Here is a 23141-nt window from a genome sequence, read left to right on the forward strand (position 1 = left end):
GTCAAGCCCTGCAACGCCGGGCGGGAGCGCTACGGCGTCCCGCCGGCGGGACGGGAGAAGCGGTCGTGGTGGGTCTCCGATCCTGGAAACCGCGATCGACGCATGCTTACGATCCTGCGCAGAAACGCCGCTGGTGCGCTGATCGCACCCGCACCCGGAAAATGATCAAAGTCGCGCGCTAATGCGACGCGTCCCGCGCATTTCTCGTCCGGCCGTCTTCCGCCCGCTCGATGACCATGGGGAGTGTCTCCGCAATGATTCCGTTGTCGTTCGCGCAGAGCCGGCTCTGGTTCCTACACGAATGGGAGGGGCCGTCGGCCACCTATCACGTGCCGTTCGTCCTGCGGCTACGTGGCACGGTCGACGTCGCGGCGGTGCGGCAGGCTCTGCTCGACGTCATCGGTCGGCACGAGACGCTACGGACAGTGATCCTCGCCGACGACCGCGGCATCGCCTCCCAGCGGGTGCTGCCTCTCGAGGACGTCACGTTCGAGCCGGAGGTACGCGGGGTCGGCCTTGACGAGATCGACGGGGCCATCGCGGAAGCGGTCACCGAGCCCTTCGACCTGGCCGGGCAGATTCCGGTGCACGGTGTGCTGCTGCGCACCGGCCCGCAGGAGCACATCCTCGTGCTCACCGTCCACCACATCGCCTGCGACGGCGAGTCGGCCGGCCCGTTCGTCACCGACTTCGTCGCCGCCTACACTGCCCGGCTCGACGGAGCCGCCCCCCGGTGGGACGACCTGCCGGTGCAGTACGCCGACTACACCTTGTGGCAGCGCCAGATTCTCGCCGACGAGAGCCCCGGCAGCGTCGCCGCCGTCCAGACCGACTATTGGCGGCGCAAGCTCGCCGCCATCCCGCAGCCGATCGCCCTGCCCGCCGACCGGCCGCGCCCGGCCGTATTGAGCCACCGTGGCGGCCTGGTGGAGTTCGAGCTCGAACCGGAGCTGGTCGCGGCGTTGCGGGAGGTGGCGACCCGCTACGGCGCGACGGTGTCGATGGTGGTGCAGGCGGGTCTGGCGGTGTTGTTGTCGGGGTTGGGTGCGGGTCGTGATGTGGCGATCGGTAGTCCGATCGCGGGGCGTACGGACGTGGCGCTGGCGGGGCTGGTGGGGTTCTTCGTCAATACCTGGGTGTTGCGGGTGGATCTGTCGGGTGTGGTGTCGTTCGGGGAGGTGGTGCGTCGGGTCCGGGAGGATGCGCTGGCGGCGTACGACCGTCAGGACGTGCCGTTCGAGCGGTTGGTGGAGGTGGTGAATCCGGAGCGGTCGACGGCGTACCACCCGTTGTTCCAGGTCATGTTTGCCTGGCAGGAGCCGTGGCCGGTGCTGGAGCTGCCGCGGTTGCAGGTGACGTTCCAGCCGGCCTTCACCGGCGCCGCCAAGTTCGACCTGTTCTTCAACATGATCTCCCGGGCCGACGGCGGCGCCGACGGTCGCCTCGAGTTCGCCACCGATCTGTTCGACCACTGCACGGCGGAGAGCTTCGCCGACCGGTTCGTCCGGGTGCTGCGCCGGCTCGCCGCCGACCCGGATACCCTCGCGACCGGCGTGGACCTGCTCGACGCGGAGGAGCGCCGGCAGCTGCTGGACCTGGCGGCCCCGACCGTCGCCGCCACCGAGGCGACCCTCGACGAGCTCGTCTCCCGCCAGGCCGCGGCCACCCCGGACGCGCCCGCCGTGCGTCACGGCGAGCTGCTGCTCACCTACCGCGAACTGGAGGCGCGGGCCGGCCGGCTGGCCGCGGAGCTGCGTCGGCACGGCGCCCGCCCGGACAGGCCGGTCGCGGTGGCGCTGCCCCGCTCGGCCGACCTCGTCATGGCGTTGCTCGCGGTACTGAAGTCGGGCGCTGCATTCCTGCCGCTTGATCCCACCCATCCGGCCGAGCGGCTCGGGGCGATGCTCGCCGACGCGCGGCCGGTCGTGGTGCTCACCGACGACGCCACCCAGGCGGCGTACCGGGCGTTCGGCGCACCGCTGCTGCTCGTCGGCGACGTCACCGGGAGCGGCGCGGCTCCGGACCGGCCGGACGTGCCGCGGGCGCGCCCGGCCGACGTCGCCTACCTCATGTACACCTCCGGCTCGACCGGCGTGCCCAAGGGTGTGCAGATCACCCACGCGGGCGCAGTCAACGGCATCCGCCGGCTCGCGGATGTACTGGGCGTCTCCGCCGGGTCGCGTCTGCTCGGATCCACCTCGGTCACCTTCGACGTGAGCGTCTTCGAGATCTTCACCGCCCTGGCGACGGGCGCGTCGGTGGAGATCGTCTCCGACGTCCTGCACATGGTGGAGCGCGGCGGCTGGTCCGGCGACGTGCTCTCGACGGTGCCGTCGGCCTTCGCCGCGGTGCTGTCCGAGGTGGGGGACAAGCTCGACATCGGCACCGTCGTCCTGGCCGGCGAAGGGCTCGGTGCCGACCTGGTGCGCCGCATACAGGCGACCCTGCCGGACACGCGGATCGTCAACGCGTACGGGCAGACGGAGAGTTTCTATGCTTCGTCGTTCGTGGTGCCGGGGGAGTGGTCGGGTTCGGCAGGTGTGCCGATCGGTCGGCCTCTGGGCGGCATGCGGGCGTACGTGTTGGGTGATGGTTTGCAGTTGGTGCCGGCCGGGGTGGTGGGTGAGCTCTATGTCGGTGGGCTGGTGGCGCGTGGTTATGCGGGTCGGGCGGGGCTGACGGCAGAGCGGTTCGTGGCGGATCCGTTCGTCCGGGGTGAGCGGATGTACCGCACCGGCGATCTCGTACGCTGGAACGCGGAGCACGAACTGGAGTACGTGGGTCGCGCGGACGCCCAGATCAAGGTCCGCGGCATGCGTGTCGAGCCTGCCGAGGTCGAGGCGGCGCTGACCACCTACCCCGGAGTCGGCCAGGCCGTGGTGACCGCCCGCACAGGCCGCGGCGGCAGCAGCCGGCTGGTGGCCTACGTGACCACGGCCGGGTCCCCGGCGCCCGCCGCCGACGTGCCGGAGTTCGGGCTGCACGAGGGTCTGGACGTCGCCGACCTGCGGCAGTTTGTCGTGTCCCGCCTGCCCGATTACCTCGTCCCGGCGGCATTCGTCGTCCTCGGGCACCTGCCGCTGCTGCCCAACGGCAAAGTGGACCGGGCCGCGTTGCCCGAACCCGAGCTCACCGAGGTGGGCTTCCGCGCACCGGGAACGGCAGTCGAGACCGTTCTTGCTGAGGTGTTCGCTGAGGTGTTGGGGCTGGATCGGGTGGGTGTGGATGACGATTTCTTCGGGGTGGGTGGGGACAGTATTCGGTCGATTCAGGTGGTGGCTCGGGCGCGGGCTCGGGGTGTGGTGGTGACGCCGAGGGAAGTTTTCCAGCGGCGGTCGGTGGCGGGTCTGGCGTTGGTGGCGCGGGGGGTGTCGGCGGGTTCGGTGTCGGTGGAATTGCCGGGTGGCGGGGTGGGTGAGGTGCCGTTGCTGCCGGCGGGTCGGTGGTTGGTGGAGTGTGGCGGGCCGGTGGGGCGGTTCGCGATGGCGGTGGCGTTGCGGTTGCCGTCGGGTGTGGATGAGGCGGGTCTGGTCGCGGTGCTGGATGCGGTGCTGGATCGGCATGACGTGTTGCGGTCGCGGTTGATGGTGGGTGAGCGGTTGTTGCGGGTGCCGGCGGTGGGGTCGGTGTCGGCGGCGGGTTTGTTGCGGGTGGTGTCGTCTGGTGGTGGTGTTCCGGCGTGGGTGCTGGATGAGGCGGCGGGCCGGTTGGATCCGGTGGCGGGGGTGATGGCGCAGTTCGTGTGGCTGCGGCCGCAGGGGCTGGGCGGTGCCGGTGGGGGTTGTCTGGTGGTGGTTTTGCATCACCTGGTGGTTGATGGGGTGTCGTGGCGGGTGCTGGTGCCGGATCTGGCTGCGGCGTGGGAGCGGGTGGCTGCGGGTTCGGTGCCGGTGCTGGCGTCGGTGGGGACGTCGGTGCGGCGGTGGGCTCACGCGCTGGTTGATGAGGCGGGTGCGGGGCGGCGGTTGGGTGAGTTGGGTTATTGGCTGGACGTGGTGGGTGGGCCGGACGCGGTGCTGGGGCAGCGGCGGTTCGATCCGGTGCGGGATACGGCGGCGACGGTGGAGTCGGTGGCTGTCGGTTTCCCGGTGCCGGTGACGTCGGCGTTGGTGTCGCGGGTGGTGGAGAAGTTCCGGTGCGGAGTGGATGAGGTTCTGCTCGCGGGTTTGGTGTTGGGGTTGTCGCGGTGGGCGGCGGTGCGGGGGCGTGACGCGCCGTCATTGGTGCGGATGGAGGGGCATGGGCGGCAGGAGGAGTTGTTGCCGGGTGCTGATCTGTCGCGGACGGTGGGTTGGTTGACGAGTATGTATCCGGTTCGGGTGGGTGTGTCGCGGCGGGAGGTGGTGGAGGGTTTCTCGGGTGGCGCTGGTGCGGGCCGAGTGCTGAAGCGGGTGAAGGAGCAGCTGCGTTCGGTGCCGGGTAAGGGGTTGGGTTATGGGTTGTTGCGGTGGTTGAACGAGCAGACGGGTGCGCGGCTGGCGGCGGGTGCGGTGCCGCAGGTCGGGTTCAACTATCTGGGCCGGTTGTCGGGGTCGGAGGTGTCGGGCGGGGATTGGTCGCCGGTGGCCGGCGGGCAGGCGTTGGTGGTGGCGCCGGATTCGGAGATGCCGGCGTTGTCCGCGTTGGAGGTCAACGTGATGATCGCCGACGAGGAGACAGGTCCGCGGGTGCAGGGTGTGGTGTCGTACGCGTCGGGAGTGCTCCACGCGGCTGACATCGACGAGATCATCCAGAACTGGCACGAGGCCCTGGACTCCTTTGCCCGGCACGCGGCTGAGCCGCAGGCAGGTGGCCTCACCCCGTCGGACGCTCCCCTGATCGCCGTCTCCGAGCAGGATCTGACAACCTGGGAGCAGCGGTTCGGCCGGCTCTGCGCGGTGTGGCCGGTCACGGCGACGCAGTCGGGTCTGTCGTTCCATTCGCAGCTCGCCGACGACGGATTCGACGCCTACCACATGCAGTTGGTCTTTCACCTGCGCGGCGCCGTCGACCCGGAGCGGCTGCGCGCTGCCGGACAGGCACTGCTCGCCCGATATCCGAACCTGCGGACCGCCTTCGTGCCCCGCGGCGACGGCGAGCTCGCTCAGGTCGTGCCCGAGTCCGCCGAGCTGCCCTGGCAGCACCTCGACCTCAGCGGGCTCCCCGCCGCCGAAGGCACCGACCGGCTGGAGGGCTTCCTTGCGCGTGATCGTGCCGATCATTTCGATCCGGGACGGCCGCCGCTGATGCGTCTCGCGTTGGTCACGCTCGCCGATGATCGCGCGGAGTTGGTGCTGACCGCTCACCATCTGCTCTTCGACGGCTGGTCTCTGCCCCTGCTGACGCAAGATCTGTTGCGCCTCTACGGTAACGGCGCCGATCTGACGGTGCTGCCGCCGGCGCCGGCGTATGAGGACTTCCTTTCGTGGCTGGACGGCCGTGACGTGGAGGAGTCGGCGCGGGCGTGGGCTCGGGCGCTCGATGGTGTCTCGGAGCCGACGTTGCTGGCGGGCCCGGTGGGCAGTGGGCGTGCCGGCGGCCTGGGTCAGGTGCCGGTCGTGGTGCCGGACGTCCGTGCCGTGACGCGGCGGGCGGCGCAGTTGGGTGTGACGGTGAACTCGCTGGTGCAGGGCGCGTGGGCGGTGTTGCTGTCGGTGTTGACCGGTCGTGAGGACGTGGTGTTCGGGGCGACGGTGTCGGGCCGTCCGGCTGATCTGCCGGGCGTGGACGCGATGGTCGGCTTGTTCATCAACACGATCCCGGTGCGGGTGGTGTGTCGGCCGGGGATGTCGCTCGGTGAGGTCCTCGCCGGCGTGCAGCATGACCAGGGCGCCCTGCTCGATCATCACCATCATCCGCTGGCCGACATCCAGCAGGTGACCGGCCTGCCCACCCTCTTCGACACCCTGGTGCTATTCGAGTCCTACCCGGTGGATCGGGCCGGCATCACCGACGCGATCGGCGACGCCGGCATCGAGATCATCGGGGTGCGGCCCTTCGCCGGCTCGCACTATGCGGTGACGCTGACCGCGTCCGCCGAACCGCACCTGCAACTGTCACTGCAATACCAGCAGGACCAGGTCGACGACACCACGGCCGAGGCCATCGCCCGCCGCTACACCCGCGTCCTGGAACACCTGCTCGCCGAACCGGCCACCCCGCTCACCGCCGTCGACCTGCTCGAGCCGGACGAACGGGACCACCTGCTGCGCGAGGTCAACGCCACCCGGACCGAGCTGGTGCCGGCCACGGTCGCCGAGCTGTTCGACGCCCAGGCCGCCGCCACGCCACAGGCGACCGCGGTGGTCGCCGCGGACCGGTCGCTCACCTACCGGGAACTCGACGAGCGGGCCAACCAGCTCGCCCACGAGCTGATCCAGCGCGGCGCCGGGCCGGAGACCGCCGTGGCGGTACGGCTGCCGCGCGACAGCGACCTCGTCGTCGCCCTGCTCGGCGTGCTCAAGGCCGGCGCGTGTTACGTGCCGGTCGACCCGGAGCATCCGGCCGCCCGCATCGACCTCGTGCTCGGCCACGCCAAACCGGTCCTCACACTGGACGCCGCGCTGCTCGGCGAGGACCGCAGTCGGCACCCGAGCACCCCGCCCGCAATCCGCACCGACCCGCGTAACGCGGCCTACGCCATCTACACCTCCGGGTCCACCGGCACCCCGAAGGGTGTCGTCGTACCGCACGCGGCGCTGACCAACCTGCTGCTGGCCATGCGGGCGCACGTCCCGCTAAAGCCGGACGACCGGCTGCTGGGCGTCACCACGATCGCTTTCGACATCGCCGCGCTGGAGGTCTTTGCTCCGCTGATTGCCGGCGCCCGGCTGGTGCTCGCCGCCAATGACGTCGCGGTCGACCCGTCCGCCGTCGCCGGCATGCTCGGCCGGCACGGCATCACGGTCATGCAGGCGACGCCCACCCTGTGGCAGATGCTCACCGAGCACCACCCCGACGCGGTACGGGGCCTGCGGGTTCTGGTCGGCGGCGAGGCGTTGCCAGCCGACCTGGCGGCGACGCTGCGTGAGCGGGCCGCGGAGGTGACCAACGTGTACGGCCCGACCGAGACGACGATCTGGTCCACCGCCGCACCGGTCGTCGCGCACGACGGCCCGCCGCCGATCGGCCGGCCGCTCGCCAACACAAAGGTGTACGTGCTGGACAGTGCCCTGCGCCCGGTGCCCGCCGGAGTGCTCGGGGAGCTCTACATCGCCGGCGATGGGCTCGCCCGCGGCTACCTGCACCGGCCGGGGCACACCGCCGAGCGCTTCGTCGCCGATCCGTACGGCGCCGGCACCCGCATGTACCGCACCGGCGACCTCGTGCAGTGGCTGCCGGACGGCCAGCTTCGCTACCTGACACGCACCGACTTCCAGGTGAAGGTGCGTGGGCACCGCATCGAGCTGGGTGAGATCGAAAGCGTCCTAACCAGCCACGCCGAGGTCCGTCGGGCGGTGGTGTCCGCCCGCGAGGACCGGCCCGGCGACCTGCGGCTGGTGGCCTACGTCGTGCCGGCGACCACCGCCGGGACCGCCGGGACCACGGAGCAGGTCGACGAGTGGCGCGAGGTGTACGAGCAGAGCTACGGCGGCTCGGCCGAAGCCGCGTGGGGCGAGGACTTTCGGCTGTGGACCTCGGCGTACACCGGCGAGCCGATCCCGCTGTCCGAGATGCGGGACTGGCGCGACCACGCCGTCGCCCAGGTGCTGCGCGGCGCCCCGCGCCGCGTCCTCGAGATCGGCGCGGGCGCCGGTCTGCTGCTCGCCCGCGTCGCCGGCGAGGTCGAGGAGTACTGGGCGACCGACTTCTCGACCACCGTGATCGACCGGCTGCGCGCCCAAGCCGCCGAGCAGGGCCTGGCCGACCGGCTCACCCTTCGCCACCAGGCGGCCGACGACGTCGACGGTCTGCCGGTCGGCCACTTCGACGCCGTGGTCGTCAACTCGGTCGTGCAGTACTTCCCGGGCGCGGACTACCTCGACCGGGTGCTGCGCCAGGCGATGAGCCTGCTGGCACCGGGCGGGCGCCTGATCGTCGGCGACGTCCGCCACCACGGCACGCTTCCGCTGCTGCTCACCGGCGTACACCTTGCGCAGCACCCGCATGCCTCGCCGCGCGAGCTGGCGGCGGCCGTGGGCCAGGCCCTGATGCTGGAACGCGAACTCGTCGTCGACCCGGAATGGTTCGCCGCGCGGGCCGCCGGCTACGGCGCCGCCGCCGTCGACATCCGGCTCAAGCCCGGCGCCTGCCACAACGAGCTCACCCGGCACCGGTACGAGGTCGTGCTGCACAAGGATCCCGTGCGGGCGACGCCGCTCGGCGCCGTGCCGCAGGTCACCTGGGGAAGCGACGTCACCGATCTGGCTGGCCTGCTCGCCCGCGGCTCGGCCGGAGCGCCACTGCGGGTCACCGGCATCCCCAACGCCCGCCTCGCCGGGGAGCACGCCTCCGCCGTCGCCGCGGGTCTTGTGGACGACCAGCCGGACACGCCGCAGCCGCTGGACCCGTTCGTGCTCGTCGAGGAAGCCGCCGAGGCCGGGCTCCAGGCGGTCGTGACCCCCTCGGCGACGCCGCATCTGTTCGAAGCCGTCCTGCTCGGCGGCCACGGCGAGGCCGTCCCGTTCGACGGCGCCTACCGGGGGACCGGGAGGCAGCCGGCCACGCTGACGAACGAGCCGACGGCGTCGCGGGACGTGAGCGCTCTCGTCGCCGAGCTCGGCTCGCTGCTGCACCGGCGGCTGCCCGAGTACATGGCCCCGACCGCCATCGTGCCAATCGCCGCACTGCCGCTGACACCCAACGGCAAGGTGGACCGTGCCGCCCTGCCGGCGCCGGACCTCACCGGCGCGGTGCAGTACCGCGCGCCGCGCGACCACCGCGAGCGGGTCCTGTGCGAACTGTACGCCGAGGTGCTCGGCCTCGACCGGATCGGCCTGGACGACGACTTCTTTGCGCTCGGCGGCCATTCCCTGCTGGCGACCCGGCTGATCAGCCGGATCCGCACCGAGCTGGACATCGACGTCCCCATCCGTCAGCTGTTCGAGACCCCCACCGTCGCCGAACTCGCCACGCATTCGGCCGGCATGCAGACCTCTGCGCGGCCGCGGCTGCGCCGGATGACCCAGGAGTAGGCACACATGATCCCGTTGTCATACGCACAACGCCGGCTGTGGTTCATCCACCGCTTCGAGGGACCGTCGGCGACCTACAACATCGTCGCGGTGTTCCGCCTGCGGGGCGCGCTGGACGACGCCGCGCTCGCCGCGGCCGTCGGCGACGTGGCCGGCCGGCATGAGAGCCTGCGCACCCGCGTGGGCCTCGGGCCGGGCGGAGAGCCCTACCAGCACATCGTGCCCGGCGAGGAGGCATCGATCGAGGTGCCGGTTATCCTCGCCCCGGCCGACCGTGTCGACGCCGCGGTGGCGGAAGCGGTCACCTATCACTTCGACCTGACCGCGGAGCTTCCCCTGCGGGCGTGGATCCTGCGCAGCGCGCCGGAGGACAGCGTGCTCGTCCTCGTCATCCACCACCTCGCGGCCGACGGCGGATCGGCGGCGCCGCTGGCCCGCGACCTGATGACCGCGTACGCCGCGCGGCGCGAGGGCCGGGCGCCGGACTGGGCGGACCTGCCGGTGCAGTACAAGGACTACACCCTGTGGCAGCGGGAGCTGCTCGGCGACGAGGACGACCCGACCAGCCTGATCGCCGGGCAGGTCGACTACTGGCGCGCCGAGCTCGCCGGGGTTCCGCAGCCACTGCGCCTGCCGCTGGACCGTCCGCGTCCGCCGGAGGCGAGCAGCCGTGGCGACGCGGTCCACTTCACGATGCCGCCGCAGCTGCTGACCGGCATGGAGAAGCTGGCCGGCGAGGCGGGCGGCACGGTGTCCATGGTCGCCCAGGCCGCGCTGACGGTCCTGCTGCACCGCCTGGGCGGCGGCGAGGACATCACTGTCGGCAGCCCCATAGCCGGGCGCACCGACGAGGCGCTGACCGAGATGGTCGGCCTGTTCGTCAACACCTGGGTGCTGCGCGCCGACCTGTCCGGCGATCCCAGCTTCGTCGGCCTGCTGGCTCAGGTGCGGGAGAAGGCCCTGGCCGCGTACGAGAATCAGGACGTCCCGTTCGACCGGCTGGTCGAGCACCTCAACCCCGCCCGGTCGATCGCGTACCACCCGCTGTTCCAAGTGATGTGCGAATGGCAGAACGTCGCCGAGTCCAGCTTCGGGCTGCCCGGGCTGACCGTGGGCTTCGAGCCGGTCTCCACCCGCACCACCAAGTTCGACCTGCTGTTCACCCTCATGCCCGGCCGGGACGGTGCGGTGCACGGCAGCATCCAGTACGCCACCGACCTGTTCGACCGGAACACGGTGACCGCCCTGGCCGAGCGGCTGACCGCTGTGGTCGCGCAGGTCGTCGCGGATCCGGATGCGCCGGTCAGCTCCGTGTCGGTGCTGCTGCCCGGTGAGCGCGACCTCGTGATCGGCGAGTGGAACGACACCGCGCACGAGCTGCCCGAGGCCACACTCGCCGAGGCGTTCGAGGCGCAGGTCGCCCGGACGCCGGAGCGTACGGCCGTCGTCGATGAGCACACCGGCCTCACCTACACCGCACTGAACGCCCGGGCCAACCAGCTTGCCCACTGGCTGGCCGAGCGCGGCGCCGGCCCGGAAACCGTGGTAGCCGTGCGGGTGCCGCGATCGATCGATCTGGTCGTCGCCGTATACGGCGTGGTCAAGTCCGGCGCCGCCTACCTGCCGATCGACCCGGACCTTCCGGAGGAACGGGTGCGGTATCTCATGGAGGACGCCCGCCCGCTGCTCGCGCTCGACGCGCTGCCCGACCTCACCGGGCAGCCCACCACCGCCCCGCCGGTGCGGGTGACTCCCGGCTCCGCCGCGTATGTTATCTACACGTCCGGTTCCTCCGGCGGCCCCAAGGGAGTCGTCGTGTCGCACCGGTCGATCATGAACCGGCTGTTGTGGGGCAACGCCCACTTCGCGGCGCGTGACGACGACCGAGTACTGCTGATCACCTCGGCCGGCTTCGACGTCTCCGTACCGGAGCTGTTTGCGCCGTTGTTCACCGGTGCCACCGTGGCCGTGGCCAAGCCGGGCGGCCGCAAGGACCCCGCCTACCTGGCCGAGCTGATCGCCGGCCAGCGGGTGACCGTGGCCGACTTCGTGCCGTCGCTGCTCGAGGCGTTCGTGGCCGAGCCGGCCGCGGCTCGGTGCGTCACCCTGAGGAGGGTCGAGGCGGCGGGCGAGGCATTGCCGGTCGACCTTGCCGACCGGTTCGTGCGCCTGCTGCCCGGCACCGAGCTTCACAACGTCTATGGCCCCACAGAGGCCGCCGTCGAGGTCACCTCTTGGCGGCACCGGCCCACCCCGAACGCCACCAGCGTCCCGATCGGCAATCCCATCTGGAACACCCGCGTCTACGTGCTGGACAAGGCGCTGCGTCCGGTGCCGCCGAACGTCACCGGCGAGCTCTACCTCGCCGGCACCGGGCTGGCCCGCGGCTACCTCGGGCGTCCCGGCCTCACCGCCGAGCGGTTCGTCGCCGACCCCTTCCACCCCGGCGAGCGGATGTACCGCACCGGAGATCTCGCCTGCCGGCGCCCCGACGCCGCCGTGGAGTACCGCGGGCGCATCGACTTACAGGTCAAGGTCCGCGGTTTCCGGATTGAGCCGGGCGAGATCGAAGCGGTGCTCGCTGCGCATCCGGCGATCGGCCAGGCCATCGTCGTGGCCCGCGAGGACCAGCCGGGCGACCAGCGCCTGATGGCGTACGTGACCCCCACCGCGCCGGACGGCGACGCCGGCGAGATCACCGCCGAGCTGCGCGAGCTGGCCCGGCAGCGGCTGCCCGAGTACATGGTGCCGTCCGGCGTGGTCGTGCTCGACGAGTTCCCGGTCAACGCCAGCGGCAAGATCGACCGGCGGGCGTTGCCGGCGCCCGGATTCGCCGGGACCGGCAGCGGACGCGAGCCCCGTACGCGGCGCGAGCGGATCCTGGCGGACCTCTTCGCCGAGGTGCTGGGCGTCGAGCGGGTCGGGGTCGAGGACAGCTTCTTCGACCTCGGCGGCCACTCGCTGCTCGCCACCCGGCTGATGAGCCGTATCCGCGAGGAGCTCGGCGCCGACCTGCCGATCCGGACGATCTTCCGGTACCCGACGGTGGCCGAGTTGGCCGCGCGGCTGCTCTCGGGCAGCCTGCCCGACGAGTTCGACGACCCGTTCGCCCTGGTGCTGCCGCTCAGCGCTGGCGACGCCGATCCGCTCTGGTGCCTGCACCCCGGCGGCGGCTTGTGCTGGTCGTACCTGGGCCTGGCCGCCGTGATCAAAGCGGCACCGCTGCTCGGCGTGCAGGCCGCCGGGTACCGCCCCGGCGACGAGCTGCCCGCCTCCATGGAGGAGATGGTGAACACCTACGCCGACGAAATCCTGACCCGCCAGCCCCGGGGACCGTTCCGGCTGCTCGGCTGGTCGTACGGCGGAGCGGTCGCGCACGCGACGGCCGTGGAGCTGATCCGGCGCGGGCACGAGGTGACGCTGCTCGCCCTGCTCGACTGCGTGCCGTCGAGCGGGTTCGCCGGGCAGGACGTGCCGGAGTCCGAGGCACGGGCGTCCATCGAGGAGTACGTCTCCGACTTCGTCGACGTGCGCCGGCACACCGACTTCATCGACCAGGCCTCGATCGTGCTGACCAACAACATGGCGCTGATCAAGCGGTTCGACTCGCCGGTCTACCCCGGCGACGTCCACTACTTCCATGCCGCCCTCGAACAGGAGGAGTCCTGGATGCCGATGTGGAGGCCGCACGTCCAAGGCGAGATCCACTCGTACGACGTCCGCAGCAACCACCTCGACATGACCACGCCCGGACCTGCTGCGGAGATCGCCGCGGTGCTCGACCGGCTGCTAGGCCGGCCGTGACCAGGCTTCGTCGCCTACCTCGTCCGTCACAGCATCGGGAGTTCGTATGGCTATCAGTGAGCCTGTCACCTACGACGTCGTCGGCGTGGGCCTGGGACCGGCCAACCTCTCTCTGGCGATAGCGCTGGAAGAACACGCGGCCGGACCGGGCGCGGAGCCGCTCCGCTCAGTCTTCCTGGAGCAACGCCCGGAGCTCGCCTGGCACCGGGGAATGTTGCTGCCGGGAGCGAAGATGCAGATATCCTTCCTGAAGGATCTCGTCACATTCCGCAACCCGCGCTCGCGTTTCGGGTTCCTGTCCTACCTGCACGACCGGGGCCGGCTGCCGGAGTTCGTCAACAACCACGACTTCTTCCCCACCCGTCAGGAGTTCCACGACTACCTGAGCTGGGCCGCGGCGCAGGTGAGCGTCCCGGTGCGCTACAACGTGCGCGTCACCGGGCTGCGCCCGGCGCCCGGCGAGCCGGAGGACGACATCTGGGCGGTCGAGGTTGATGCCGTCGACAGTGCGCGGGGCCCCTTCCGATTCCGTACGAGCAACGTCGTGATCTCGACCGGACTGGTGCCGCGTATGCCAGCCGGCGTCGAGCGCGACGAACGGGTCTGGCACAGTTCGGAGTTCCTGGACCGCTACGCCCGCTGCGACGCCGCTACGCTGAACCGAGTCGCCGTCGTCGGCGCCGGGCAGAGTGCCGCGGAGATCGTCCGCCACCTGCACGACACCCTCCCGCACGCCACGATCACGGCGATCCTGCCGTCGTACGGCTACGCGGTCGCCGACGATACCCCGTTCGCCAACCGGGTCTTCGACCCCGCCGCCGTGGACGACTTCTACTTCGGCACGGACGCTGCCAAGGACGCCTTCTGGCACTACCACCGCAACACCAACTACTCGGTCGTCGACGCCGACCTGCTACGCGACCTCTACCAACGGACCTACGACGAATCCGTCGCCGGCCGTAAGCGACTGCGCGTGCTCAACCTGGCCCGGATCCTCGCGGTCAAGCGGGCCGACGAGGACACCCGGGTTACCGTCAACTCGTTCAGCGCCCACGAGGAGATCGATCTCGACCTCGATCTGCTCGTGTGTGCCACCGGCTACCTGCCCATGCAACCGGCCGACGTGCTCGGCGAGCTGGACGCCTACTGCCACCGCGACGAGCAGGGCCGGTACCGGGTGGAGCGCGACTACCGCGTGGTGACCTCGCCGAGACTGCGCTGCGGTATCTACCTCCAGGGCGGCACCGAGCACACCCACGGGCTGACCTCGTCTTTGCTGTCCAACCTGGCCACCCGTAGCGGTGACATTACCGGCTCCCTGCTCGCGCGCCGCGCGGTGGAGCACGACCGCACCGTGCGGGCCTGACCACCTCTGCTGTCCTCGTGCAAGCCGTAACCGTGAAGAAACAGGAGGCGAGACATGAGCACCAACCCCTTCGACGACGAGAACGGCCGGTTCCTCGTGCTGATCAACGACGAGGACCAGCACTCGCTGTGGCCGGCGTTCGCCGAGGTACCGGCCGGCTGGCGCGTGGTGTTCGGTGAGTCCGACCGCGCGGCCGCGCTGGCGTACGTCGAGCAGAACTGGCAGGACCTGCGCCCCAGGAGCCTGCGGGAAGCCATGGCGGCCGGCCAGTGACCGCCGGGAGCGGTGCCTCGCCGGCGCTGGTCTGCATTCCGTTCGCGGGTGCCGGGGCCTCGTTCTACCGGCCGTGGCAGCAGCTCGCCGGGCCCGCGATGCCCGTCGTGCCGCTGCAATTGCCCGGCCGGGAGTGGCGGCTGTCTGAAAAGCCGTGCCGCACCGTCGCCGAGGCCGTCGCCGCGCTGCTGCCGGAGGCTGTCGAGGCGGTCGACCAGCACGGCGAGGTGGCCCTGTTCGGTCACAGCCTCGGCGCGGTCATCGCGTACGAGCTCGCGCACCGCCTCGGCGAGTCCTACGGCGACGTGGTCGCGCGGCTGGTCGTGAGCGGCTCACCCGCGCCCTGGAGCGGCCGTGTGGAGCGGGCCGGCACCCTGGCCGACGACGAGTTCCTGGGCCGCGTCGAGGAGTTCGCGGGCTACACCCACGAGGCGCTCACCGACCCGGAGATGCGCGAGCTGATCCTGCCCACCCTGCGCGCCGACGTCCGCATGCACGAGGAGTACCAGCCCAGCTTCACCGATCCGATCGAGGCGCCGGTCACGGCGGTGCGTGGACTCCAGGACCATCTGGTGTCGCTCTCGGACGTCGCCGCGTGGGGCTCCGCCACCCGGGCCGGCTTCGCCGTGAAGGAGTTCGATGGGGGCCACATGTACCTGGTCGACCAGGCGCCGGCACTGTTGCGGGCGATCGCGGCGTCCCTGCCAGCCAGTTCCCGCCGGGAGAGCCCGGCGCCCGAGGAAGTCACTGGGTATGCGGCTGGCTGATAAGACCGCGGTGATCACCGGAGCCGCGCGCGGCATCGGGCGCAGCTGCGCCGAGGCGTTCGCGGCCGAGGGTGCCGACCTGGTGCTCGTCGACGTCGCGGCGCCGGTGCCGGGGGTGCCCTACCCGCTGGGCACCGTCAGCCAGCTGGAGCACACCGCTGCCCTGTGCCGCCGGCACGGCGCGGCGGTCGTGTGCGTGCCGGCGGACGTGCGCGATCCGGAAGCCGTGGCGTCGCTCGTACGCCGCGGGCATGAACGGTTCGGCGCCGTCGACGTGCTGGTCAACGGTGCTGGTATCGCCGCGCCGTCGGGCCGGCCGGTGCACCACATCAGCGAGGAAGAATGGCAGCTGATGCTCGACGTCGACCTGTCGGGAGCCTGGCGGATGACCGCCGCCGTGGCGCCGCTCATGGCCGGGCAGCGGGCCGGCAGCATCATCAACGTCGCCTCCACCGCCGGGCTGGTCGGCTACCGGCATTTCGCCGGCTACGTCGCCGCCAAGCACGGCATCATCGGTCTGACGAAGGCTGCGGCCCTCGACTACGCCCCGCTCAAGGTGCGCGTCAACGCCGTGTGCCCGGGATCCGTGCGCGACGACCCCGAGGTCGAGGGCCGGATGCTGTCGGAGATCGCCCGTTCGCTTGAGGTGGCGGTCGACGAGCATGAGCAGACGTTCGTGCAGGCCCAGCCGATGAACGCCCTGATCGAACCCGAGGATGTCGCCGCGGCCGCGGTCTGGCTGGCCTCCGACGAGGCCCGCCAGGTCACCGGCTCGGTGCTGACCGTCGACGGTGGCTTCACCGCTCGGTGAACGCCGTCTCCACCAGAACAGGAGCGCGACCGTGTCTTCACCGCCACCCGCCGCCGGATCCGGTGCCAGCCCGGTGGTCCGTACGGATCGTCCCGACGGCAGCGCCGCCGCCTGTCACGCGCTGCGGGTGCGATTGACGACCCCGTCCGGTGCCGCCGAGACGGCCCGCCGATGGGAGGCGATCACCGGCGGCCCGCTGTGGGTGGAGCAGACGCCGGCGCTCGCCGGCAGCGACGCGGCCCGGGTACGCCGCCGACGTGAGATGCGGCGCCCGGTCCCCGCCGCCCAGGGCCTGCGTGGCGTCCTGATCCGTCACCCGGACGCTACGGATCTTGTCGTGGTCGCCTGCCGCGACGTTCTCCGCCGGGACGGCCTGCGGCAGCTGGCCGCGGCCGTCGCGGGCAGTGGCGAGCCGCGGCCGCTCGGCCCGGTGCCGACGCCGGACGGCACGGGCGCCCCTGCCGCCTACCCGGTGCCCGTGCCGTCCTGGGGTTTCGGTGACGCCCGGTGCGACCGGTCGTACGCCGAGTGGGAGATGCCGCTGGACGAGGAGGAATCGGCCGACCCCGCGGTGTGGTCCGCGGCGCTGGCGGTCCTGCTAGATCACTACGACGACGAGGACAGGCCCACGCCCGCGGCGATCGCGGTGGACGGCGGGGATCCGGTCCGCCTGAGCGACGGTGAGCCTGCGCCGCCCGGCGCCGCCGCGCTCCTGATGTGGATCGAGTCGGATGCCCGCGACGGCGCCGATTACCTGCCGTTCCTCGCCCCGCCGGCCGAGCTGACTATCCTCGCCCGGGTGACCGGGCACGGCGGCCGCCGCCTCCAGATCCGGCATCGGCTGCGCAGCGTGAGCCCGGCGATGGCGCAGCAGCTCACAGCGCACCTGCGGGAGGCACAGCGCTCGATCGGTCGTGGTGAGAGCGCGGACGCCCGAATTCTCGACAGCGGCGAACGGGAACGAATCCTCGCGCTGGGCCGCTCACCGCGTCCCGCGCCGGTGACCTCCGCCCGCATCGCCGACGCGTTCCGCGACCGGGCCGCGGCCACGCCGTCCGCCGTCGCCGTCTCCGACGAGGACACCACCCTGACCTACGGAGAGCTGGAGCGGCACGCGAACCGGGTCGCCCACGGGCTGCGGGCGCGCGGTGTGCAGGACGGCGACCGGGTTGGCGTGCACGGAGAGCGCTGCGTCGCCCTGGTTGCCGCGGTGCTGGGTGTTCTCAAGGCCGGCGGCGTCTACGTCCCGATGGATCCGGGAGCACCGGCCGACCGGCTGCGCTGGATCGGCGCCGACGCCAGCCTGCGACTGGTCGTGACCACCGGCGGTGCGGAGGGCGAGAACCTGGGCGCGCCGGTCGTGAGCGTGGACGAGCTGGACCGGGATGGCGCCGGGTACGAGCAGGGGCCGCCAACGAGCGGCGTACGTCCTGCGGACGCCGCCTACGTCATCTACACGTCCGGGTCGACCGGGCGGCCCAAGGGCGTGCTCGTATCCCACAACAACGTCACGGCCCTACTCGATGCGACCCGGGACGGTTACCGTCTCGGCCCGGACGACGTGTGGACGTTCTTCCACTCGCTGGCCTTCGATTTCTCGGTGTGGGAGATCTGGGGATGCCTGCTCACCGGCGGGCACTTGGTGGTGGTGCCGTACTGGGTGTCGCGATCGCCGGAGGATTTCCGCGACCTGCTGGGGAAGCGGCGCGTGACCGTCCTGAGCCAGACCCCGTCGGCCTTCACCCTGCTGGCCGAGGCGGACCGGGAGCGGTGCGACCCGCTCGCCCTGCGGCTGGTCGTCTTCGGCGGCGAGGCGCTCCAGACACGCACATTGCTGCCGTGGCTCGACCGCCACCCGGAGTCGCAGTGCCGGCTCGTGAACATGTACGGCATCACCGAGACGACCGTGCACGTGACCGAGCATGACGCGGATCGTGGCGCGGCGCTCGCCGGGTCGCGGTCGGTTGGACGCGCGCTGCCGGGATGGGAGGTCCGCGTCGTGGACTCCCGCGGCAGGCTGGCGCCGCCCGGTGTCGCCGGGGAGATCTGGGTCGGGGGCCGGGGAGTGGCGCTGGGCTACCTCAACCGCGCTGAGCTCGACGCGCAGCGGTTCGTCGCGGACGCCGACGGACCCGGACGTCTTTACCGCAGCGGCGACCGGGGCCGGATGCACCCCGACGGGAGCCTGGACCACCTGGGCCGGATCGACAGTCAGGTAAAACTGCGCGGCTTCCGCATCGAGCTCGACGAGATTCGCGCGGTCGCCGCCGAATGTCCCGGCGTGCGCACCGCGGTGGTCGTGCTGCGCCGGTCCGATCCGGGCGACGCAGCCACCGCGCGTCTCGACGCCTACGTGGTGCTCGACGGCATCGCCACGCAGCAGGTCCGTGACCATCTCGCCGCCCGGCTGCCCGAGTACATGCTCCCGGCCACCCTGACCGAGCTGACCGAGCTGCCGCTGACCCGCAACGGCAAGGTCGCGGTGGACGAGCTTCCCCTCCCGGTGCTCGGCCCGGCCCCGGATGCGCCGGCCGCCGAGCCGTCGCCGGACGACGGGCTCAGCGACCAGCTCCGCGCCGTGTGGCAGGAGCTGTTCGGTTTCGCGGTCGGTGCGGGGGACAACTTCTTCGCCCTCGGGGGCAACTCGCTGCTGGCCGTCCGGATGGCCGCGCTGATGAGGGAACGCGGCCTGCCGCCGCTGCATCCCCGCATCCTCTACCTTAACCCAACGGTCGGCCGCCTCGCAGAGGCGCTGCGGGCGTGAGCGCCGTCGTACACCCACGCCTGAAGCTCTTCTGCCTGCCATACGCCGGTGGCTCGGCGAACCGCATCTACCGCGACTGGCCCCGGCACCTGCCGCCGAAGATCGAGGTGGTTCCGCTCGAGCTGCCCGGCCGGGCGACCCGGTTCGCCGAGCGGCCCTATGTACGCGCGGAGAACATCCTCACCGACGCGCTGGCACGGATCGTGCCCTGGCGGGCGGGCCCGCTGGCGCTCTTCGGGCACAGCATGGGCGCCATGCTCGCCCTGGAGCTGGCCCGCCGAATCGAGTACGAGTACGGCTGCCCGCCGGCGCACCTGGTGGTGTCCGGTGCGCCCGCGCCGGACCTCTCTCCCGAGATCGACCCGTCCGGGCTCAGCGAGATGGCGCTGCGCAAGTTCCTCGTACGGCTCAACGCTCCGCCGCAGGTGCTGGCCGACGAGGAGCTGATGGCGTTGTCGCTGCCGACGCTGCGCGCCGATCTGACCGCAGTCGCGCGGTGGCGGCCGCGGCGGAAGCCCGCGGTCTCCTGCCCGGTCACGATCATCGGCGCCGACGACGACACCGAGGTCGACGCCGGCTCGCTGTCCTGCTGGGGCGACTACACCACCGGTCCGGTGGCGCTGCACATGGTGCCGGGAGGTCACCTGGTCATCGACGAGGCGCCGGAGCTCATCCCGCGGATCGTCGGCGCGGCCCTGAGCGAGGGCGGCGCGCGAGGACCGTTCAGCGCACCGCGTCGGCGATGAGCGCGGCCAGCGCCGCCATGTTGTCGAGATAGTAGAAATGCCCGCCGGGCAGCGTGTGCACCCCGCGCGGCGCCTCCGTCAGCTCGCGCCAGCGGGCCAGCTCGGCGCCGGGCACGAGAGGGTCCTGCCGGCCGCCGACGGCGACGAGCGGCGTGCGCAGACGGCGGACCGCCGGCCCGTACTCGTAGGCGTGCGCGGCAGCGAAGTCGGCGCGGTAGATGGGCGCGCGCCGGTGCAGCACCTGCGGCCGGCGTGCCGCCGCGGGGGAGAGCGTTCGCGCGTCGGTCAGCACCATCGCGAGGTCACCGGCCGCGGCATCGGCGAGGCGGTCGCCGAGGGCGGCTCGCCGGTGCGGCGGCACGGCGGCCGAGGCGATGACCGTGGCGGGGGCGCGTCGCTCGGTCTGCAACCGCCAGCTCAGTTCGAAGCCGACCAACGCGCCCAGGCTATGCCCGAAGAGGTGCACCGGGCCGGCATGCCCGGCCAGGGCTTCGAACACCTCCCCGGCGAGTGCGCCGACCGAACCGGCCGGCGGCTCCGCCCGGCGCGACGCGCGTCCCGGGTACTGCACGGCGGCGATGCCGAGACGCCCGGGCAGGTGCAGGTCCCATCCGGCGAACGTCTGCGCCGAGCCGCCAGCCGGGGGCAGCAGCACCAGCACCGCATCGGCCGGCGTGGCCGAGCGCCGCAGCCACCACAGGCAAGGGTGGTCGCTCACCGGCGGATCATTCGGAGGTGCCCAGGCCGAGTTTCGCCATCAGATCGCCGACCTGCGCCGAGCCGTTGCGCGGTGAGCCGGTGAAGTCCTCAATGAGGCGCTGGCGGATGCCCTCATCCTTCTCCTGGCTGAGTTTGAACATCGACTCCACCTGCTCGACGATGAAGCGGAAGGCGCCGACGCCCGCCACGATGGAGCGGAAGTACTCGATGGAGCCGGTCTGGTCCCAGTCCCTTCCGAAGTTGCCCTCGAGGGTGGCGGCGGTACGGCGGACCACGTCGAGGGTCGGCTCGCCGGCCGGCAGCGGCTCGATGCGGCCGGACAGGTGTACGACCGCGAAGTCCCACGTCGGCGCGGCCGGTTCGGTCTGGTAGAGGACCGGGCACACATAGGTTCCCGGTCCGCTGAACACCAGCTTGCCGTGGCTCGTGCCGGCTTCCGCCAGGGTCGCCCAGTGCGGGTTGGCCCGGTTCATGTGACACAGCAGTGTGCTGCCCATGAGCGGGACGCCCGCCGTCTGGCGGATCACGGGCAGGTGGGTGGCGTACGGCACGCTGGAGCCGTTGGTGACCAGCACGGCCAGGGGATGGCCGGTGATGATCGCCTCGGTCTGCTCCCGGGTCGCGGGCTCGTACATGCGGGGTACCAGCACGGTCGGCTCCTCAGACGGCGTGGGAAAGGTGAACGGGGAGTGCCTTGAGTAGCCGTACGGCCAACGCGACGTCCTCCCACTGCAACTGTTCGCGGCCTACCGCCAGCTCAGGCGACAGGTTCTCGAGCAGCAGGTGCCGCAGCGCGGTCTCGCCCTCGAGGCGGCCGAGCGCCGCCCCCGTGCAGTAGTGCGGACCGGCGCCGAAAGCGATGTGGTTCTCCAGCCGGCCCGGATCCCTGGTGATGTCGACGCGCAACGGGTCCGGGAAGACCCGCGGGTCGAAGTTCGCCGACATCAGGGAGCCGGTGACGGCCTCGCCGCGGCGGACCAGCACGCCACCGATCTCGAGATCCTCGGTGGCGTAGCGCGGGGTGGCGATCTGCGCCGGGCTGGTGACGCGCATCAGCTCGTGCAGCGCACGGGGCAGCAGCGCTGGCTCGTTGCGCAGCCGGGCGAGCTGGTCCGGATTGTCGAACAGCACGAGGAGCGCGTTCGGGATGAAGTGCGAGGTGGACAGGTGGCCGTTGTTGACCATCAGCAACGTCATCGCCACGATCTCGACCTCCGACAGCCGGTCGTCGGTGGTCGTGCTGGCGTGCAGCAGCATGGACACCATGTCGCCTGCCGGCTCGGCGCGCCGACGGGCGATCAGGCTCTTCGTGTAGTCGACCATCTGGAATGCCGCCTCGGCGTATCGGCCTTCGGTGTACTCGTGCATCCAGCGGCGCATGGCCGGCTGATCGGCCTCGTCGATGCCGATCAGGTCGCAGATGACCGTGCTGGTCAGCGGCGAGGAGTAGTCGTCGATCAGGTCGCCGCCGCCGGCCGCGGCGAGGCGGTCGAGCAGGCGTCGGGAGATCTGCTCGACCCGGGGTGTCATCTCGGTGATGCGCCGCCGGGCGAAGACTGGGACGATCAGGCGGCGCAGCCGGTTGTGGTCCGCGCCGTCCATGAACGTCATGTTCGCCGCATAGTCCCAGAACTCGCTCGGCATGCCGTACGCCTGCATGATCTGCTCGACGACGCTGAGGCCCTGATGCCCCGGCACGTTGCCGTGGTCGACGACCAGCCGGGGGTCGCTGAGCGCCCGTTTCACCTCCTCGTAGCGGGTGACCAGCCATACCGGGGGGCCGCCAGGCATGCCGATGCGCACCAGCGGGGCCTGATCCCTCAGCCGGTGGTAGCCGCCGACCGGGTCGTCGAGAAACGCCGGGTCGGCGAGGCTGACGGATAGGCTCACGACGAGCTCCTTCGATGACCGATGTCCTGGGCCGAAAGCGTGGGAATCTGCAGGGTGCCGGCACGGCGCACGACGGCCCGGGCTCGATGACCTCTGCTGGTCGCGGCCGATCTCAGGATGCCCGGCGCCCCGGAGGGCCTCAAGGCACGTGCGGCCAGGGTGGCTCCGCCGTCCCGCCGGCGGGACGGCGCTTCTGGTGGCAGCCTCTACAATTTATACTTACACTTATACATAGGGAGGGACAGGTGGTCCGCATGCAGGAGAACAACTTCTTTGTTCTGAACGACGACGATCGTCTACCCGAGGGCTACGAGAAGGTGTCAATCAAGGTCGGCGTCGCCCCGGCCCGCGAGGTGACCTTCGCCGGCGCGCTGCTCGGCGAGTGGGGCGCCGCCCGCGAGGGTGATGTTCGGACGCTGCGCGTCTATCGCACCCCGGAGGGTAGGTTTGTGCTGCACACGCGCCGGGAGGACCGGGTCAAGCTGCACGGGTCGGACAGGTCGATCTGGGGCTGGCGCTCCTTCCTTGACATGAGCCTCGGCCGCGGCGAGCAGAGCTGGAGCGTGATCAAGGGCGGGGCCTCCGTCACCGAGGTCGAGACCATTGAGGGACTGAGCGAGCTGGTGCCGGAGCACGTTCTGCGCGAGATCCGCGACGTCCTCGGCGACCCGGACGAGGCCCGGCCGTGAGCGCCGTTTCCGGCGCCGCGGCGGGGCGGCTCGCCCGCCGCGGCGCGCCGGCCGGCCGGCTCCCGCGTGCGGAGATGCCCGCGCATGCTCTCCGATGAACGGCGGGCCGCCGCGGCCCGAGAGCTGGAGGTGGCGTGCGGTCAAGGGCGTCTTACTCTTGACGAGTTCAGTGGCCGGGTCGGCGCGGTGTGGGCCGCC

General features: G+C 71.5%; 12 protein-coding genes and 1 pseudogene. 10 read left to right on the forward strand and 3 right to left on the reverse strand.

Going from position 1 to position 23141, the window contains the following annotated elements; all coding sequences use genetic code 11:
- Positions 1-254: 254 nt before the first annotated feature.
- The 8 genes from ACQP26_RS09350 to ACQP26_RS09385 are packed head-to-tail and all read left to right on the forward strand — an operon-like array spanning position 255 to position 19644.
- A complete protein-coding gene (locus ACQP26_RS09350; RefSeq protein ID WP_433495464.1) occupies positions 255-9113 on the forward strand; it encodes an amino acid adenylation domain-containing protein in 8859 nt (2952 codons plus the stop codon).
- 6 nt (positions 9114-9119) lie between these two features.
- A complete protein-coding gene (locus ACQP26_RS09355) occupies positions 9120-12917 on the forward strand; it encodes a non-ribosomal peptide synthetase (RefSeq protein ID WP_433495465.1) in 3798 nt (1265 codons plus the stop codon).
- Between the two features lie 46 nt (positions 12918-12963).
- Complete coding sequence (locus ACQP26_RS09360; protein WP_433495466.1) at positions 12964-14283, forward strand: lysine N(6)-hydroxylase/L-ornithine N(5)-oxygenase family protein; 1320 nt, start codon at positions 12964-12966, stop codon at positions 14281-14283.
- A gap of 54 nt (positions 14284-14337) precedes the next feature.
- Entirely contained in the window at positions 14338-14556 is a 219-nt protein-coding gene (locus ACQP26_RS09365) for an MbtH family protein (protein ID WP_433495467.1), read from the forward strand.
- Positions 14553-15323 carry a thioesterase II family protein gene (locus tag ACQP26_RS09370; RefSeq protein WP_433495468.1) on the forward strand — a complete coding sequence of 257 codons (771 nt, stop codon included), beginning with the start codon at positions 14553-14555 and terminating at the stop codon, positions 15321-15323. The genes ACQP26_RS09365 and ACQP26_RS09370 overlap by 4 nt, the downstream gene beginning before the upstream one ends.
- The gene (locus tag ACQP26_RS09375; protein ID WP_433495469.1) at positions 15310-16134 is read left to right on the forward strand and encodes an SDR family oxidoreductase; all 825 of its coding nucleotides are present in this window, start codon (positions 15310-15312) and stop codon (positions 16132-16134) included. Before ACQP26_RS09370 ends, ACQP26_RS09375 begins: the two co-directional genes overlap by 14 nt.
- A 31-nt stretch (positions 16135-16165) precedes the next feature.
- A complete protein-coding gene (locus ACQP26_RS09380) occupies positions 16166-18898 on the forward strand; it encodes an amino acid adenylation domain-containing protein (protein ID WP_433495470.1) in 2733 nt (910 codons plus the stop codon).
- Positions 18895-19644, forward strand: a complete 750-nt coding sequence (locus ACQP26_RS09385) for a thioesterase II family protein (protein WP_433495471.1) — start codon at positions 18895-18897, stop codon at positions 19642-19644. Before ACQP26_RS09380 ends, ACQP26_RS09385 begins: the two co-directional genes overlap by 4 nt.
- Here the strand turns inward: ACQP26_RS09385 and ACQP26_RS09390 are convergent.
- The 3 genes from ACQP26_RS09390 to ACQP26_RS09400 are packed head-to-tail and all read right to left on the reverse strand — an operon-like array spanning position 19622 to position 22254.
- Complete coding sequence (locus tag ACQP26_RS09390; protein WP_433495472.1) at positions 19622-20362, reverse strand: thioesterase II family protein; 741 nt, start codon at positions 20360-20362, stop codon at positions 19622-19624. The two genes, ACQP26_RS09385 and ACQP26_RS09390, sit on opposite strands and share 23 nt — an antisense overlap.
- Positions 20363-20369: 7 nt before the next feature.
- A complete protein-coding gene (locus ACQP26_RS09395; RefSeq protein WP_433495473.1) occupies positions 20370-21014 on the reverse strand; it encodes an FMN-binding negative transcriptional regulator in 645 nt (214 codons plus the stop codon).
- A 10-nt stretch (positions 21015-21024) separates the two neighbouring features.
- Entirely contained in the window at positions 21025-22254 is a 1230-nt protein-coding gene (locus tag ACQP26_RS09400; protein WP_433495474.1) for a cytochrome P450 family protein, read from the reverse strand.
- Positions 22255-22508: 254 nt separating this feature from the next.
- Here ACQP26_RS09400 and ACQP26_RS09405 point away from each other — a divergent pair, with 254 nt between their 5' ends.
- Both ACQP26_RS09405 and ACQP26_RS09410 read left to right on the forward strand, forming a co-directional pair.
- Positions 22509-22943, forward strand: a complete 435-nt coding sequence (locus ACQP26_RS09405) for an EXLDI protein (protein WP_433496114.1) — start codon at positions 22509-22511, stop codon at positions 22941-22943.
- An 84-nt stretch (positions 22944-23027) separates the two neighbouring features.
- Positions 23028-23117 (forward strand): annotated as a pseudogene (locus ACQP26_RS09410) (DUF1707 SHOCT-like domain-containing protein); the annotation flags it as partial.
- Between the last annotated feature and the right edge of the window lie 24 nt (positions 23118-23141).

This window comes from Micromonospora sp. CA-248089 (assembly GCF_050948515.1).
Taxonomy (GTDB): Bacteria; Actinomycetota; Actinomycetes; order Mycobacteriales; family Micromonosporaceae; genus Micromonospora.